At 64.5% G+C, this 17,846-nt stretch carries 13 protein-coding genes and 1 pseudogene; all 14 read left to right on the forward strand.

All coding sequences use genetic code 11. The features are described from left to right. Position 1: 1 nt before the first annotated feature. Positions 2-1,150 (forward strand): porin, encoded by a 1,149-nt coding sequence (locus KY49_RS15485; protein ID WP_042585512.1) that lies wholly within the window; start codon positions 2-4, stop codon positions 1,148-1,150. A 324-nt stretch (positions 1,151-1,474) separates the two neighbouring features. Next, entirely contained in the window at positions 1,475-2,707 is a 1,233-nt protein-coding gene (locus KY49_RS15490; protein WP_042585513.1) for a 3-methyl-2-oxobutanoate dehydrogenase (2-methylpropanoyl-transferring) subunit alpha, read from the forward strand. Positions 2,708-2,709: 2 nt separating this feature from the next. Next, positions 2,710-3,750 (forward strand): alpha-ketoacid dehydrogenase subunit beta, encoded by a 1,041-nt coding sequence (locus KY49_RS15495; protein ID WP_042585514.1) that lies wholly within the window; start codon positions 2,710-2,712, stop codon positions 3,748-3,750. A 1-nt stretch (position 3,751) separates the two neighbouring features. Then, positions 3,752-5,044 carry a dihydrolipoamide acetyltransferase family protein gene (locus tag KY49_RS15500; RefSeq protein WP_042585515.1) on the forward strand — a complete coding sequence of 431 codons (1,293 nt, stop codon included), beginning with the start codon at positions 3,752-3,754 and terminating at the stop codon, positions 5,042-5,044. A 5-nt stretch (positions 5,045-5,049) separates the two neighbouring features. Then, a complete protein-coding gene (lpdA, locus tag KY49_RS15505; protein WP_042585832.1) occupies positions 5,050-6,441 on the forward strand; it encodes a dihydrolipoyl dehydrogenase in 1,392 nt (463 codons plus the stop codon). A 555-nt stretch (positions 6,442-6,996) separates the two neighbouring features. After that, positions 6,997-7,557, forward strand: coding sequence for a hypothetical protein (locus KY49_RS37350; RefSeq protein WP_156162541.1), 561 nt, complete (start codon positions 6,997-6,999; stop codon positions 7,555-7,557). Between the two features lie 878 nt (positions 7,558-8,435). After that, positions 8,436-8,935: pseudogene (locus tag KY49_RS15515) on the forward strand (transposase); the annotation flags it as partial. Positions 8,936-8,976: 41 nt separating this feature from the next. Continuing rightward, on the forward strand, positions 8,977-10,122 hold the full coding sequence (locus tag KY49_RS15520; RefSeq protein ID WP_042585833.1) for a glycosyltransferase family 4 protein: 1,146 nt from the start codon (positions 8,977-8,979) through the stop codon (positions 10,120-10,122). Then, positions 10,091-11,257: a glycosyltransferase gene (locus KY49_RS15525; RefSeq protein WP_042585517.1), complete on the forward strand. Its 1,167-nt coding sequence runs from the start codon at positions 10,091-10,093 to the stop codon at positions 11,255-11,257. The genes KY49_RS15520 and KY49_RS15525 overlap by 32 nt, the downstream gene beginning before the upstream one ends. 120 nt (positions 11,258-11,377) lie before the next feature. Continuing rightward, on the forward strand, positions 11,378-12,535 hold the full coding sequence (locus KY49_RS15530) for a putative glycoside hydrolase (protein ID WP_157380425.1): 1,158 nt from the start codon (positions 11,378-11,380) through the stop codon (positions 12,533-12,535). Positions 12,536-12,624: 89 nt separating this feature from the next. Next, positions 12,625-13,758, forward strand: a complete 1,134-nt coding sequence (locus KY49_RS15535; RefSeq protein ID WP_042585519.1) for an MraY family glycosyltransferase — start codon at positions 12,625-12,627, stop codon at positions 13,756-13,758. Positions 13,759-14,013: 255 nt separating this feature from the next. Continuing rightward, positions 14,014-15,075: a polysaccharide biosynthesis/export family protein gene (locus KY49_RS15540; protein ID WP_052495719.1), complete on the forward strand. Its 1,062-nt coding sequence runs from the start codon at positions 14,014-14,016 to the stop codon at positions 15,073-15,075. Positions 15,076-15,082: 7 nt separating this feature from the next. Continuing rightward, positions 15,083-15,517, forward strand: coding sequence for a low molecular weight protein-tyrosine-phosphatase (locus KY49_RS15545; RefSeq protein ID WP_042585521.1), 435 nt, complete (start codon positions 15,083-15,085; stop codon positions 15,515-15,517). 92 nt (positions 15,518-15,609) lie between these two features. Next, entirely contained in the window at positions 15,610-17,844 is a 2,235-nt protein-coding gene (locus tag KY49_RS15550; protein WP_042585522.1) for a polysaccharide biosynthesis tyrosine autokinase, read from the forward strand. Positions 17,845-17,846: the final 2 nt, after the last annotated feature.

Raw genomic sequence — 17,846 nt, forward strand, 5'->3', positions numbered from 1 at the left:
CATGAGGGGCGTCGTCATTTCCAGTGGTATCGGCGCGGTGTTTGCCGTTGCGGCGTCGTCCGCGTTCGCGCAGCGTTCCGTCACGTTGTATGGCCTCGTCGATACGGCCATTCGCTATCAAACGAACGCCGGCCCGGACGGCCGGGACCTGATCGGGATGACGGTCGGCCCGGAAACGCACAGCCGGTGGGGCCTGCGCGGCAGCGAAGACCTCGGCGGCGGCCTGTCGGCGGTGTTCCGGCTCGAGAACGGCTTCGAGCTCGGCGACGGAAAACTGCACGTGGCCAACACGCTGTTCAGCCGGCAGGCGTACGTGGGGCTGTCGAGCAACCGCTACGGCACGCTGACCTTCGGCAACCAGTACGCGCCGCTGTACGACACGACGGGCGACACCTTCGACCCGCTGACCGTCGGCAACTACTGGCAGGACAGCTGGATGTACAACGGCATCGGCAACTTCCTGACGGTGCCGAACTCCGTCAAGTACCAGTTCTCGTACAACGGCTTCAGCGTCGACGCGATCTACGGCTTCGGCAATCACGCCGGCGCAATGGGCCTCGACAGCACGTACGGCGTGGAGCTGACCTATGCGCACGGGCCGGCGTCGATCAACGCGGGCTTCCACCAGACCTCGGTATCGTCGTTGAACGGCAGTTCGGTCAACGGCGCAAAGGTGAACTTCGTGCACGTGAGCGGCGCGTATCAGGTCGCCCCGGCCGTGCGGCTGCTGGCCGGCTGGCTGCACGGCCAGGACAAGACCGGCACGACGGACTTCAACATGCAGCAGGCCGGCGCGCCGACGCTGCGCGCGGGCAGCCCGAACCGCATCGACGATACGTTCTACGTCGGCGCGAACTGGCAGGCCACCGCGCCGCTGCTGATCACGGTGGCCGGCTATTACGGCCATGCGCGCAACGCGGAGCGGCTCGACGGCACGCTCGGCGCCGGCATCAACTACTCCGCGACCGTGCTGGCCGAGTATGCGCTGTCGAAGCACACCGAGGTGTACGGCACGGTGGATGTCGCGCGCGGCAACGGCGCATTCGCCGCCGACTATCCGGGCGCAACCAACCCGGCCACGGGCAGGGTCGACCAGATCGGCCGGACCAACAACGTCGGCGCGGCGATCGGCCTGCGCCAGATGTTCTGAGCGCAGGCTCGGGCGGCCGCGCGCCTCGCGCGCGGCCCTTCTTCTCCTTCATCTCGATTGCCGCAGCGGTAAGAATTTCCGGAACGATCCGACACGCTGCAACGACGGCGCGCGGCGAGCGCGCATAGCCGTGCGCCCCAGGCGCACCCGGCATGGCAAATCTGCTCACCACGATCGAGCGGGTTGGGCATCGACGGCCAGAGCGGCATTGCATAGATTCCCAAGGTTGGTGCGCTTATCCGCGCGCCACGCCACGCGCGCGCCGGCAACCGGCCGCGCGTGCCCCTATCAGCGTGAGACAAAATCGAGCGTGGAGACGACACGATGAGCCTGTCAGAGCCATTGCGTCTGCATGTGCCGGAGCCTACGGGGCGCCCGGGCTGCCAGACCGACTTTTCCTATCTGCATCTATCGCCGGCCGGCGCGGTACGCCGCCCGCCGATCGACGTGGCCGCGGCGGATACCGCCGATCTCGCCCGCGGCCTCGTGCGCGTGCTCGACGATCGCGGTGAAGCCGTCGGCCCATGGGCGCCGGATCTCGACGACGCGCGGCTGATCGCCGGAATGCGGGCGATGCTGAAGACCCGCATTTTCGACGCACGCATGCTGATCGCGCAGCGCCAGAAAAAAATCTCGTTCTACATGCTGAGCCTCGGCGAAGAGGCCATCGGCGCCGCGCATGCGATGGCGCTGCGGCAAGGCGACATGTGCTTCCCGACCTACCGGCAGCAGAGCATCCTGATCGCGCGCGACGTGCCGCTCGAACGGATGATCTGCCAGCTGATGTCGAACGAGGGCGACCCGCTGAAGGGGCGCCAGCTCCCGGTGATGTATTCGGATCGCGACGCGGGATTCTTCTCGATCTCCGGCAATCTCGCGACGCAGTTCATCCAGGCGGTCGGCTGGGCGATGGCATCGGCGATCAAGGGCGACACGAAGATCGCGTCGGCCTGGATCGGCGACGGCGCGACGGCGGAGGCCGACTTTCATACCGCGCTCACGTTCGCGCACGTGTATCGCGCGCCCGTCGTGCTGAACGTCGTCAACAACCAGTGGGCGATCTCGACGTTCCAGGCGATCGCGGGCGGCGAGGGGACGACGTTCGCGGGGCGCGGCGTCGGCTGCGGGATCGCGTCGCTGCGCGTCGACGGCAACGATTTCCTCGCGATCTACGCGGCGTCGAGCTGGGCAGCCGAACGGGCGCGCCGCAACCTCGGCCCGACGCTGATCGAATGGGTGACGTACCGCGCGGGCGCGCACTCGACGTCGGACGATCCGTCGAAATACCGGCCGAGCGACGACTGGACCCACTTTCCGCTCGGCGATCCGATCGCCCGCTTCAAGCAGCACCTGATCGCCAAGGGCATCTGGTCGGACAGCGCGCACGACGCGCTCACCGCCGAGCTCGAAGCCGAGGTGATCGCCGCGCAGAAGGAAGCGGAGAAATTCGGGACGCTGGCCGACGAGCGGATTCCGTCGCCGGCGTCGATGTTCGACGACGTGTACAAGGAGCTGCCCGCGCATCTGCGTCGTCAGCGCCAGGAACTGGGGGCGTGATCATGACGCAACGAGAAGCAACGACGACGACGCAGCCGATGACGATGATCCAGGCGCTGCGCTCCGCGATGGACGTGATGCTCGGGCGCGACGACGACGTGGTCGTGTTCGGCCAGGACGTCGGCTATTTCGGCGGCGTGTTCCGCTGCACCGAAGGGCTGCAGACGAAGTACGGCAAGTCGCGCGTGTTCGACGCGCCGATCTCGGAAGGCGGGATCGTCGGCGCGGCGGTCGGCATGGGCGCGTACGGGTTGCGGCCCGTGTGCGAGATCCAGTTCGCGGACTACTTCTACCCGGCATCCGACCAGATCGTGTCGGAAGGCGCCCGGCTGCGCTACCGCTCAGCGGGCCAGTTCACCGCGCCGATGACCATCCGGATGCCGTGCGGCGGCGGCATCTACGGCGGCCAGACCCACAGCCAGAGCCCGGAGGCGATGTTCACGCAGGTGTGCGGGCTGCGCACGGTGATGCCGTCGAACCCGTACGACGCGAAGGGGCTGCTGATCGCGGCGATCGAGAACGACGACCCGGTGATCTTTCTCGAGCCGAAGCGGCTTTACAACGGGCCGTTCGACGGCCATCACGAACGGCCCGTCACGTCGTGGCTGAAGCATCCGGCGAGCGCGGTGCCCGAGGGCTACTACACGGTGCCGCTCGACTCGGCCGCCGTCGTGCGCGCCGGCAGCGACGTGACGGTGCTGACGTACGGCACGACGGTCCACGTGTCGCTTGCCGCGGCGGAGGAGACGGGCATCGATGCCGAGGTGATCGACCTGCGCACGCTGTGGCCGCTCGATCTGGAGACGGTCGTCGCGTCGGTGCGCAAGACCGGGCGCTGCGTCGTGGTGCACGAGGCGACGCGCACCTGCGGTTATGGCGCGGAACTGGTGTCGCTCGTGCAGGAACATTGCTTCTACCACCTCGAGGCACCCGTGGAGCGCACGACCGGCTGGGATACGCCGTATCCGCATGCGCAGGAATGGGCGTATTTCCCCGGCCCGGGCCGGGTCGGCGATGCGTTGCGACGCGTGATGGAGGCTTGACATGGGTATTCACGTCATCAAGATGCCGGATATCGGCGAAGGGATCGCCGAGGTCGAGCTGGTGGCCTGGCATGTGGAAATAGGGCAGACGATCAAGGAGGACCAGCCGCTCGCCGACGTGATGACCGACAAGGCGGCGGTCGAGATTCCGTCGCCGGTGTCGGGCAAGGTGCTTGCGCTCGGCGGCAGGATCGGCGAGATGATGGCGGTCGGCAGCGAGCTGATTCGCCTCGAAGTCGAGGGCGACGGCAACCTGAAGCCGGGCGCCGACGTGCGCGAGGCCGCTGTGGCCGAAGCAGCCGCTGTCGCGGCTCCGGCTGCGGCGCCGTCCGCGGATGCAGCGCACCCGGCGAGCCGCGCGCCCGCCGAACCGCGGCGCGCCGAGCACGCCGCGCCGCCGCGCGCGGCGCTTGCACCGGACGAGCGGCCGCTCGCGTCGCCGGCGGTGCGCCAGCGCGCGTGGGACATGGGCATCGAGTTGCGCTACGTGCGCGGCACGGGCGAGGCCGGGCGCATCCTGCACGCGGACCTCGATGCGTACGCGCGCACCGGCAGCCGGGCAGACGCGCAGCCTGCACGCGGCTACGACGAACGGACCGACGAGACCGAAGTGCCGGTGATCGGCTTGCGCCGCGCGATCGCGCGCAAGATGCAGGAAGCGAAGCGGCGCATTCCGCACTTCAGCTACGTCGAGGAAATCGACGTGACCGAGCTCGAGACGCTGCGCGCGGAACTGAACCGCCGCTACGGCGACGCGCGCGGCCGGCTCACGCCGTTGCCGCTGCTGATCCGCGCGATGGTGATCGCGTTGCGCGACTTTCCGCAGATCAACGCGCGCTTCGACGACGAAGCCGGCGTCGTGACCCGTCACGGCGCGGTGCACATGGGCGTCGCGACGCAGACCGACGCCGGCCTCACGGTGCCCGTGCTGCGTCACGCGGAAGCGCGCGACGTATGGTCGATCTCCGCCGAAATCGCGCGGCTTGCCGACGCGGTGCGCACCAACCGCGCGCAGCGCGACGAACTCACCGGCTCGACGATCACGATTTCGAGCCTCGGCCCGCTCGGCGGCATCGTGTCGACGCCGGTCATCAATCATCCGGAGGTCGGCATCGTCGGCGTGAACCGCATCGTCGAGCGGCCGATGTTCCGCGACGGCGCGGTCGTCGCGCGCAAGCTGATGAACCTGTCGTCGTCGTTCGATCATCGCGTCGTCGACGGCATGGACGCGGCCGAATTCATCCAGGCAGTGCGCGCGTTGCTCGAACGCCCGGCGCTGCTGTTCGTGGAGTGATCCTGATGAAGAACGAACACACCACGCTGCTCGTGATCGGCGGCGGCCCGGGCGGCTACGTCGCCGCCATTCGCGCCGGACAGCTCGGCATTCCGACGCTGCTCGTCGAGCGCGACCGGCTCGGCGGCACCTGCCTGAACATCGGCTGCATTCCGTCGAAGGCGCTGATCCACGTCGCCGACGCCTTCGAGCAGGCGCGCGACCAGGCCGGCGAAGGCGCGCTCGGCATCCGCGTGCACACGCCGGAGATCGACATCGCGCGCAGCGTCGCGTGGAAGGATGGCGTCGTCGACAAGCTGACGCGCGGCGTCGGCGCGCTGCTGAAGAAGAACGGCGTGCGCGTGCTGCACGGCGACGCGCGCGTGATCGGCGGCAAGACCGTCGAGGTCGCCGCCGGCGGCGAGACGATCCGGATCGGCTGCGAGCACCTGTTGCTCGCGACGGGTTCCGAGCCGGTCGCGCTGCCGTCGATGCCGTTCGGCGGGCATGTCGTGTCGTCGACCGAGGCGCTGTCGCCGAAGACGTTGCCGAAGCGGCTGGTCGTCGTCGGCGCGGGCTACATCGGGCTGGAACTCGGGATGGTCTATCGCAAGCTCGGGGTCGACGTCAGCGTCGTCGAGGCGGCGGAGCGCGTGCTGCCCGCGTATGACGCGGAGCTCGTGAAGCCGGTCGCCGATTCGCTCGCGCGGCTCGGCGTCAGGCTGTGGCTCGGCCACAAGGTGCTCGGGCTCGCGGACGACGGCGCGGTGCGCGTGCAGGCGCCCGACGGCGCCGAGCGGACGCTGCCGGCCGATCGCGTGCTGGTCGCGGTCGGCCGCCGGCCGCGCGTCGACGGCTTGGGCCTCGAGACGCTGCCGCTCGAACGCAACGGCCGGGCGCTGCGCATCGACGACGAATGCCGGACGTCGATGCGCAACGTGTGGGCGATCGGCGACGTCGCCGGCGAGCCGATGCTCGCGCATCGCGCGATGGCGCAAGGCGAGATGGTCGCGGAGTTGATCGCCGGCAAGCGCCGCAAGTTCGTGCCGGCGTCGATTCCTGCGGTGTGCTTCACTGATCCGGAGATCGTGACGTCAGGCTGGTCGCCGGACGATGCGCGGGCGGCCGGCGTCGACTGCCTGAGCGCGTCGTTCCCGTTCGCCGCGAATGGGCGGGCGATGACGCTGCAGGCGACCGATGGCTTCGTGCGGGTTGTCGCGCGGCGCGATACGCATCTGATCGTCGGCTGGCAGGCGGTCGGGCGAGGGGTGTCGGAGCTGGCCGCGGCGTTTTCGCAGTCGATCGAGATGGGCGCAAGGCTCGAGGATATCGGCGGGACGATCCACGCGCATCCGACGCTCGGTGAGGCGATGCAGGAGGCGGCGTTGCGGGCGTTGGGGCACGCGGTGCATATCTGACGGAGGGCGTCGGCACGGGTGGGCGCTTGCGCGGAGTTCAAGCGTGGGGGTTGCCGGCGTCGGCGGTGCCGGATGCGCTTGCCCGGTATCCGGCATTGCCGCCCTGACGCGCCCGACACGAGACGAATGACGCGGCGATGTGAACGTCCGCCTGCATACCCGGCGACGACGGGAAAGCCGGAACTGTGATTGCGGTGTGGGATAACGACGCTATCCAGAGGTAATCTATCTATATGAACGCGTCCCTTTTGCACCGGTTTTCGGGTGTTCTGACTGACAGGATGGGCCGCAGATTACCCCATCTGCCGGCATCCATGCTTACGATTGCGTTCGGATCATAGTTTCCTATTGGTGTTCAATCGGCGACGAAATAGGTATTTCACACAATTTTAAACGTTAAAGCGCGCATCTAACCTTGATACGCGTCCCTCCTCGTGCCTGAGATCGGATGCTTTCGCGCCCCGGCTGGGGATATCCCGTGGCCGGGGCCTTTTGTTTCTGCCCAAGGGGGCGGCGCACCATTCGTGCAAAAATCTGGCGGATTGGATCAGTCTCATGACATTCGGCTTCCCGCATGAGGATTGCCAGATTCCGCACGAATCGAACGATTATCCCTCAATGCCCGACGTAGGGAATCCGGTATCGCGCCGTCGCGGCCGCGCTCGAGGTGGGGCGCGGCGGCGCATCTCGCCGGAGTACGCAGCGCGCGGAACGCGCATGTCGGCGTATTCGGCGTCCGTGCCGGTCCGGCCTTGCGGCGGCGGAACCATCGCGTCGACACGCCCGAATTGCCGGAACGCCTCGGCGATGTGCTTGCGCAGCAGCGCCACGTCCCACGGCCGGGTCAGGAGCTTCTGCACCGATCAGTTCCTGGATATCGGCAATCAGTTTGCTTTCGGTATTGAGCATGGCGTTGTCGCTCAGGCGTTGGCTGACGCCTTCGTTCATCGACTTGAGCATCGCCCGCAGATCGGCAGACGGCTCGTCGACGCCTTGCTGGTCGATCGCGCGCACGACGGCCGTCACGGCCGCGATCCGCTGCAATTGCGTCTCGATCACCGCCGTCGCCAGCTTCTGCTCGGACCGCGCGCGGATAGCAAGCAACCTGCCGCCTAACGATTTCAAATATTCCCCGGCCGAAAGACGCGCTATTGTTTGCGCTGAATGCAAGCGCAAGCCAGGCGAGTGAAGCGAAAGATACTTGCAACTTTCGGTCGATCGCCAGACGCTTTGTGGTCCAGATGTGTCCGGGAGAGGGCGAGATCTTGTCATTTCGAGTCGATAATTTCATTTTTGTATTCTTTTTCGCATTCTGCCTTGCAATTTGCAAAAAAAGCAGGTGTTCTGCAAATTGACTTTTGGAAGAGGCGACCATCTTTTGTTTGGATGGTCGGCCATTTAAAGCATGCGAGAACGTTCGGTTAGACAGAGGGTCCCCAAGCTGATTGGGCTACGCAGTGACGGAGCGGAGTTTCAAACTGGGCATCGTGCTGGACCTGAACACCGACTCAGAAGGCGCTCTCGCTTATTGCGGTGCCGAGATTGTCCGGAAAACGCGCAATTCTGGCCCTACATAGCCGGCTGCAGTGATTGGCACGTTATTCAATAATGCGTGACGATGTGCCTGATCATCCCATAAATTGATCTTTTAGAATTTCGTGTGTGGACGGGCTGCAGATTTCTGGATTTGTGCGGAAAAAATGCCTATATTTTCATGGTCGGTCGGCATCCTCGAAAAGAGGATGACGTCTTCTGATTGCAAAATAATCCACGAATTTGACGAAAAACATCAAATAGTTGCCCGCCGTCTTTATCGTGATGTGCATCGAATTCTACGATGCTCTGCACGTGTGCCGAAGAGAATGGGATAGAGCCGGCGTCGTTGCATAAAACCGTCGGCTACGAAGCTTGTTGACGTATGTACGCAATAATTGCCGGGGTGTGGCTGTTAACAATTCGGGTACCTGCGTAGATTCTCGATTTTTTCCGCGAATATGCGCAGGGACAGGAGCAGGACGCGCGAGCCGAAGGCGTGCTACCGCGTCAGGAACTGGGCGGCCTGCAACGCCGGCCAGATCAACCGAGGTGAGGTCACGATGTGGATCGATGAAGCCGCACTTGCGTGGACACCCCGCTCCAAACCGAAGTGTGGGCGCCCGCGCCTCTATAGCGACGCGCTGATCCAGGCATTGCTGGGCCTCAAGAGCGTGTTCCACCTGCCGCTGCGCGCTCTGCAAGGTTTCGCGCAGAGCCTGCGCCCCGGCTCGCCACCTTGCCCGCGCCGAACTGCACAGCGCTGTTCCGCAGTGCGCAAACGCTCGAGGTCCAACTGCCGAGCGTTCGCGACGGCGAGCCGATCCATCTGGTGGTCGACCGCACGGGCGTGAAGGTCTACGGCGAAGGTGAATGAACGGCGCGCCAGCATGGCTATTCGAAGCGCCGCACGTGGCGGAAGGCGCATCTCGCGCTCGATGCGAACACCGGTCAGGTCCGTGACGGATCGGACACGTTACGAAGTCAACGGACATTGTGACCGTGAAGATAATGCTTGTGGTCGGTTCTCTCGGTGGCGGCGGGGCGGAGCGCGTGGCAGCGACGCTCGTCAACGCGTGGGCGGAACGCGGCGATGACGTGACGCTCGTTTCGACGTTCTCTGGACGCGGCGATTGCTTCTACGAGATCTCGTCGCGCGTTCGCATCGTGTATCTCGCCGACCTCGTGCGATCGACCGCAACCGGCGCGCTCAACGCATGGCGACGTTTCATCGCGTTGCGGCGCTTGATCAGGACGACACGTGCCGACGTCGTGGTCTCGTTCCTCGCGCACGTCAACATCGCCGTAATCGCGGCGAGCCGTGGAACGGGCGTCCCCGTCATCGCCTGCGAGCATACGAATCCGATCGCGGCGCCGCGCGGCCGGTTCCAGCGATTCATGGCGCGCTGCCTCTATCCGCGTGCCGACGTATTGACCGTGCTGACAGCGGGAATCGTCGATCCGTTGTGCAAGGAAATCCCCGCGCTACGCAACGTCGTCGTCCTGCCGAATCCGGTCGATGCCGACGTCCTGCGATTCTGGAAGATGCCGGGCGCGCCTGGTTCCCGCAAGCGCGTGCTCGCCGCGGGACGCTTGCATCCGATCAAGCAGTTTGACGTGCTGATCGATGCATTTTCCACGCTGGCGCACGAGTTTCCGGACTGGGACCTGTACATCTGGGGAGAGGGCCCGACACGGGATGCGCTGGCGCGACAGATCGGCGCGCTGAAGCTCGACGGCCGCGTGTTCCTGCCGGGAATGACGCGCGAGCTGTGGGCCGAAATGGCGAACGCCGACATCTACGCACTGACGTCGCATTTCGAAGGCTTGCCGATGGCGATGATGGAGGCGATGGCCATCGGCCTGCCGTGCGTCGCTTTCGACTGCCCGAGCGGGCCGCGTGAATTGACGCGGGACGGCCGTGACGGCGTGCTGGTCGACGGGCGCGATGTCGGCGGCCTCGTGGCGGCGCTCCGCGAGCTGTTCTCGAGCGAATACCTGAGAGGCGAATTGGGGCGTAAGGCGGCGGCGTCGGTGCGTGAACGGTTCTCGACGGCGGTCATCCTTGCGCGGTGGGATCGGTTGTATGCGCGCGTGGGCGCGATTCGGGGGCGATATGAGAGTGGTTCACGTCATCACTTGCCTTGAACAAGGCGGCGCCGAAGGCGTGTTGTTCCGCCTGGCGACGTTCCCGTCGTCGCAATCGACCGCCCATATCGTCGTCTCGCTGCAGGGGCTCGGGTTCTACGGTCCCAGGCTGCTGGAGAAGGGGATCGCCGTGATACCGCTCGGCATGCCGAAAGGGCGCATCACGCTATCCGGACTGCACCGGCTGTATGGCGTGCTGCGCAACGCGCAGCCTGACGTCGTCCAGACGTGGATGTATCACTCCGATCTGATCGGCGGGCTGGTCGCGCGTTTCGCGGGCATCGGCAACCTTGCCTGGGGCGTCCGCCATGCGAACCTCGACCGGGACAAGAATTCTCCGATGACGCTGCGCGTCGCGAGACTGTGCGCGCGCCTCTCGCACCTGTTGCCGCGCGCCATCGTCAGTTGCTCGGAAGAGGCGACCGCGACGCACAAGGCATTCGGTTACGACGCGACGAAGTTCGTGAACATCCCGAACGGCTATGACCTCAATCGCTTCCGCGCCGACGCCAGTGCGCGTGAGGCGACGCGCTGCGCATGGAACATCGGCCCGGACGAGACGCTCCTCGGGTGTGTCGCGCGCTGGGACGTGCAGAAGGATCATCCTAACCTGCTCAGGGCGCTGCGCATGCTGGCGCAGCAGGGATTCCGCGGCCGCTGCGTGCTCGTGGGCCGCAACATGGACGAGCACAACGCGGAACTGATGTCGCTTATTCGCGAACTCGGCATCGAACGGCGCGTGATGCTCGTCGGTCTGCGCGATGACATCCCTTCGATCCTCAACGCCCTCGACCTGCTCGTCCTGTCGAGCTCCGGCGAGGCGTTTCCGAACGTGCTCGTCGAAGCGATGGCGTGTGGGACACCCGTCGTGACGACCGATGTCGGCGACGCACGCATGATCGTCGGCGACACGGGTTGGGTGGTGCGCCCGCAGGATTCGGCCGATCTCGCGAGCGGCTTGCGGAGCGCGCTCGACTGGCTGCGCACGACGGACAGGGCGGCGCTCGCGGCGCGGTGCCGTCAGCGCGTCGAGCAGCATTTCTCACTTCAGAAGATGGTGTGTTCGTTCGAGCGCGTGTGGGCCGACGGATGCACGGTTCAGGATGTCGAAGTACACGCATTGAAGATTGGATAAGCGCGGTTGGCCGCCCGGGCGAGCAGCCACGGGCATGGACGGAACGATCGACAGGGATGCCGTCACGTCGGGAATATCGTGAGCATGAGCACAACGCGAAACTGGGGCGTAACGAACACGATGCGAGCGCTGGCTGTGCTCGCGGGCGCCTTGCTGTGCCGCGTGTCCGTGCATGCGACGGCAGGCGACGCGCCGCAACCGCGCAAGTTCCTGACGTTTTCCAGCCGCCTACCCGATACGTGGATCATGAAGCACGGGAGCGAATACGCATTCGTCTGGGGCGAAAGCGACGGCAACAAGCGCAATCCGGCACGCGCCGATGTCTGGAAGCGGTACGCACCGAACACCGTGCTGAGCACCTACTTCCCGTATGGCCGCGATCCGGCGCGCGCCGATCCCGCGAGCTGGGAGAAGTCGCATCCGGAGTGGATCGCGTACCGCTGCGACGGCGAGACGATGGCCAAGCTCTTCGACAAGCCCATCGTGCCGCTCGATATTTCGAATCCGCAGGTGGTGGCCTGGCAGGTCGGCAATTTCGTCAACGGCCAGTACCGCGACATCGCGCTCGACAACTTTTCGACCTCGAACGTCGAGCGTGATTGCGGCGTGAAGCGCAACGGCCGCTTCGTTCGCCAGTACACGGACGACCGCGCCGGCACCGAAAGATTCGCGGAAGCCAAGGTCGCGTGGCTCGAACGCGTGACTGCGCAATTGCATGACGCGGGAAAGACGGTGACGGTCAATTACCAGATCGATCGGCCGGTCGACTCGCCGCTGGTTGGCCGCATCACGAAGGCCGTCGACTCGGTGCTCACCGAGGAAATGTTTCCGCCGCGCCGAAAGGACCGCTTCAAGGCGATTCTCGACTACGCCGATCGATTGAAGCGGGAGGACAAGGGCTTCTACGCGATCTATGAGATCGAGGCACCGTCCGCGGACAACGCGCAGTCGGCCATGGCCGCCTATCTGATCTATGCGTGGTCGAAGAGTGCCGTGTCCATTTCCGCCGTGCAGGACTACGGCAGCGAGCCCAAGTATGGCGGCTTCGATCGGTCGGTCGGCGCGCCGTGCGAGGAATACCGCAACAGCGGCGGCATCTATTCGCGGCGCTATGCGGGGGGCGTGACCGTGTTCGCCGATCCCATGTCGCCGGTCGCGGCCGTCTATCGCGTGCCGCCGGGCTTCAGCGATGTGTCGGGCAAGCCGGCGCCGTCGGCGCTCGAGTTGGAGCCGGGCGAAGGTCGGGTTTTTTACCGTACGGGCGTCATGACCTGTTAGTGAACGGGCGTGCGGATCGGCGGCAGGGGTGCGGATGCGCGTGGGTGAAGGGCGCGCGTGATGCGAGGCGACGGGAACGGGGTGAAAAAATGTTGAACTTCGTAGTGGCGATGCTGGCGTCCTTGCTGTTCACCGTGCTGATCATCCGTTATCACGGTGTCAACCAGCGGTTTGCGGGAGTGGATTTCGACATGCAGGGTGTGCAGAAATTTCACGTGCGCCCGGTGCCGCGCATCGGCGGCGTCGGGATCCTGTTCGGCGTCGTCGTGTCGATCGCCGTGTTGTGGGGGCGCTATCCGACGATCGCGCGCGACCTGCTTTACGTGTGCCTGTGCGGCGCGCCCGCATTCCTTTCGGGCTTCGCCGAGGACGTGACGAAGCGCGTGTCGGCGCGTGCGCGGCTGTTCTGCACGATGTTTGCCGCTGGGCTCGGCTATGGGCTGCTCGATATCGCCGTCACGCGCACCAGCGTGCCGCCGGTCGACTTCTTGCTCAGCTACCCGATCGTCGCGGGCCTGATCACGGTCGTGGCGGTGGCTGGGCTCGCCAACGCCGTGAACATCATCGACGGATTCAACGGGCTCGCGTCGATGGTGTCGATCATGATGTTCGCGTCGCTCGCGTATACCGCGTTCGAGGTCCACGACGAAGTCGTGATGACCGCGTCGCTGATGATGATGGGCGCCGTGCTCGGATTCTTCGTCTGGAATTTTCCGGCCGGGCTCATCTTCCTGGGCGACGGTGGCGCCTACTTCCTCGGCTTTATGCTGGCCGAACTGTCGATCGTCCTGGTCCAGCGCAACCCGCAGGTTTCGGCCTGGTATCCGATCCTGCTGTTCATGTACCCGATCTTCGAGACATGCTTCTCGATCTACCGCAAGAAGCTGCTGCGCGGCATGTCGCCGGGCCTGCCGGACGGCGTGCACCTTCACATGCTCGTGTACAAGCGAATCATGCGCTGGGTGGTCGGAACGAAACAGGCACGCGAGCTGACGCAGCGGAACTCGTTCACGTCGCCATACCTGTGGCTGCTCTGCCTGCTGGCCGTCGGGCCTGCGACACTGTTCTGGCGCAACACCGTCGTGCTGTTCACGTTCGTGGTGCTGTTCGCAGTCATGTATGTGTGGATCTACGCATGCATCGTGCGGTTCAAGGTGCCGAGATGGATCGTCGTGAGAGTTGGGCGACCAGAAGAACCGCGGACGCATGTTTCGGCTGCCTGACCGATATTCAGGCAATGCATCTCCGTGCAACAGGCATGAAGGAAGACATGCCGCAAGTCGCGGTGCAATGAACCGGTTGTCGTGATCCGGCGGTCTTGCCGGGATGGATGTTTGAAAGTCGGGGTGCCCGGCAACGAAGATAAATAACTATTTTTATATGTCACCTGGCCTATGCGTTTCCTTTCTCGTTTCGCACGAATGACTTGCACGTCGGTCCTGCCGCTCATCATGGGTGCTTGCGCACTCGCACCGGGGATGCAGTTCGATCCGCATGCGTCGATCGATGCGGACGAACCGTCGGTCCTTCCTGTGGTTACCACCATCACGCCGGCCATCATCAGGCAGCAGCGCGAAAGCAGGTTGCAGACGTCGGGCGATGCATACAGGCAGTTGATGACCGCTGTTGCGCCGTATCGCATCGGTCCTGCGGACGTGCTGTCGATCATCGTGTGGAATCACCCTGAACTGGTCATTCCGAACCTGACCTACACGATCGGCGAAACGGCGGGTTTGCAGCCGGCGGGCCCGGGACTCAGTTCGCAGGCGGTCCCCGGATTCGCGGTCGGCGACGACGGCAACATCCAGTTTCCGTTCATCGGGGCGTTCCGCGCACAGGGCCTGACGACGATCGAATTGCAGCAACGATTGACCGTGGCGCTGCAACCGTACATCCGGTCTCCGCAACTGACGATCAGTGTGGTGGCGTACCGCAGCAAGCGTGTCTTTGTCGAGGGGCCAGTGGCGCTGGCTGGCGTGAAGCCGATCACCGACGTTCCGATGTCGCTGGCCGAGGTGCTCGGCGAGGCGAACGGCGTGCAGTCCGGCGTGGGCGACCTCAGCCAGATCGAACTGCTGCGGAACGGAAAGCGATTCCGGCTGAACCTGGGGGAGATGGCGGCGGAAGGCGTGAACACCGCGCAGATCATGCTGAAGGATCGTGACGTCATCCGCATCGTGCCGCAGACCTACAACCAGGTCTTTGTGACGGGCGAGGTCGGCAAGCCGACCGGGCTCCCGATGCATGACGGACGCCTGACCTTGAGCGATGCGCTGGCGAGCGTGCAGGGCGTGAATCCGAATTCCGGCGATCCGGCCGCGGTCTATGTGATCCGTGCAACCGATGATCCCGCTCGGCCGGAAGTCTTCCGTCTGAACGGCAAGTCGCCGGTCGCCTATGCACTTGCGGAGCATTTCGAGCTGAAGCCGAAGGATGTCGTATATGTCGACGCGACTGGCCTGACCCGCTGGAGCCGGATGATCAATCAGCTCGTGCCGACGGCAATCGGTGCGAATGCTGGCCGTGGCGCCGTGAACTGATACTGCCATGCATTCGATACTTGTCGTGTGTGTCGGGAACATTTGCCGCAGCCCGATGGCGGAGGGGCTGCTGCGGGAGCGCCTGACGGATGTCGAAGTCCGGTCGGCTGGCCTGGATGCGCGGGTCGGACAGCCGGCCGACAGGCGCTCCATCGAACTGATGGAGGAACGCGAGATCGACATCAGGCCACATCGCGCCAGGCAACTTGGGGACTATGAGTGCCGCCGGGCGGATCTCATTCTCGCGGTGGAGGACGGGCACCGCCGGGCGATCGAACACGCCTATCCGTTCGCGCGCGGTCGGGTCTTCACGCTGGGGCACTACGGACGCTTTGACATTGCCGATCCGTTCGGGCAGGAGCGACGGAAGTTCGAGGAGTGCCTCGAGATGATCGAGATGGGCGTTGACGATTGGGTGCAGCGAATCCGGAAGCTTAGCTAACCCGTGGCTCGACGCCTCGCAAGGGTGGGCACAAGGCAAGGAAGGTCGTCCGGGCAAACCAAGATCATTACTTGAAGGAATCGGCTGTACTCATGACCCAATCGAACCAACGCCCAGACGTGAACGTCGTCGAGACGGCAGAACTCGATCTCGCATCGGTTCTCGATGTCCTGCTCGACAATCGGCTTTTGATCGCGGCGATTGCTGCGGTATTCATCTTCATCGGCGCTCTGTACGCGCTGCTCGTGACGCCGATCTACGAGTCGAACATCCTGGTCCAGATCGAGGACAGCCCGGATGCGTCGGCGGCAAAGGACCTGCTCGGCACGCTGTCGACGATGTTCGACGTCAAATCGACCGCCGATGCGGAAATCCAGATTCTCGGCTCGCGTCTCGTCGTGTCGCGAGCGGTCGACAAGCTCAAGCTCTTTATCCATGCGAAGCCGCATCGCTTCCCGGTGATTGGCGGATGGCTTGCGCGTCGCCATGACGGCCTGTCCGTGCCGGGACTCTTCGGTATTGGCGGTTATACGTGGGGCAAGGAGTCGATCGACGTCGCGGCATTCGATGTGCCGAAACAGCTCGAAGGCAAGCCGTACAAGCTCGTCGCGTTGGCACGCGGCCGCTATGAACTGAGCGGTCCGGGCTTCGAGCAGCCGGTCAACGGCCGTGTCGGGACGGCAGAGACATTCCCGGCGTCTGCGGGCCCGATCCACCTCTTCGTGCGCGGAATCAACGGCGCTGCAGGGGCGAGGTTCGATCTTGTCCGCGGATCGCGCATGGACACGATCGAAGACCTGCAGAAGCAACTGCGGATCCAGGAACTCGGCAAGCAGTCGGGCGTCATCAGCGCCACGCTTCGATCCGACGATCCGGAGCTGCTCAGCGCGATCCTCAACGAAATCGGCGATCAGTACATCAGGCAAAACGTGGATCGGAAAGCCGCACAAGCAGAGAACTCGCTGCAGTTTCTCGCCAGTCAGGAACCGAAGATGAAACGGGATCTTGAACAGGCCGAGAATCGGCTGAACGATTATCGGAACACGCACAAGGTCCTTGACCTGACGGAAGAAGGGAAATCCATTCTCGCGCAGTCGTCGGACGCAGAGCAGCAACTTTTCACGCTGAGGCAGAAGCGTCAGGAACTGTTGACGCGCTTTGGTCCCATGCATCCGGGCGTAGTGGCGATCGACGAGCAAATTGCCGAAACGCAGGGCTATATCGGCGAACTGACGGATCAGATCAAGCGCATGCCGACCGCGCAACGCGATGCGATTCGACTCCAGCGTGATGTCCAGATGAATACGGATCTCTACCTGGCGTTGAGGAACAACATCGAGCAATTGAGCCTGCTGAAGGCGGGGAAGATCGGCAGCGTCCGTCTCGTGGACACCGCTTCGTTGCCCGAGCGGGCGGTATTTCCCAAGAAGATGGTCGTGGTCGTCGTCGCGACGCTGCTGGGCTTGTTTGTCGGCGCGGGTGCGGCGTTCCTGCGTGACAAGCTCTTCACCGGTGTCACGAACGTGCGCTCGCTGGAGGCGCAAAGCGGACTGGCCGTCTATGCAACGGTTCCGCACAGCGAGCAGCAACGCAAGCTCGCGACCAACATGACGGAATCGACGGCAGCCGGTCAGGCAAGTCTGCTCGCGAATTTGTACCCGGGAGACCCGGCCATCGAAAGTCTGCGCAGCCTGCGCACGGCACTTCAATTCGCAATGCTGGACGCTCGTAACAACGTGGTGCTGTTGACGGGGCCGTCACCCGGCCTCGGCAAGTCGTTTGCGTCGGCCAATCTGGCGGTGGTGCTGGCCGAAAGCAAGCGGGTCCTGCTGGTCGATGGCGATTTGCGTCGAGGTATTCTGAACAAGTATTTCGGCGAAGAGCGCGGGGCCGGCATCGCGGATTTCATCGCCGGAACGCGATCCGCCGCCGACATCATCCGCAAGACGAGCGTGCCGAACCTCGATCTCGTGACGACCGGAACGCTGCCGCCGAACGCCGCGGCCTTGCTGATGAACAGGAACTGGCTTTCGTTCATGCAGAAGGCGTCCGCCGACTACGACATTGTGCTGATCGATTCGCCGCCGGTACTCGCCGTCACGGACGCGGCCATCATCGCGACGATCGCGGGTACCGTCTTCCTGGTTGCACGCTTCGGCCAGACACGTGTCGGCGAAGTGGTGGAGTCCGTCAAGCAGCTGGTGCAAAGCGGTTCGCACGTGAGCGGCCTGATCTTCAACGGAATGAAGACACGAGGCGGAAACTACAGGTATGGCGGAAAGTACGGAAGCTACAGGTATGTTTCGTATAACTATGAAAGTACCTGACC

Origin of the sequence: Burkholderia sp. MSHR3999 (genome assembly GCF_000833595.1) — a bacterium.
Classification (GTDB): Bacteria; Pseudomonadota; Gammaproteobacteria; order Burkholderiales; family Burkholderiaceae; genus Burkholderia; species Burkholderia ubonensis.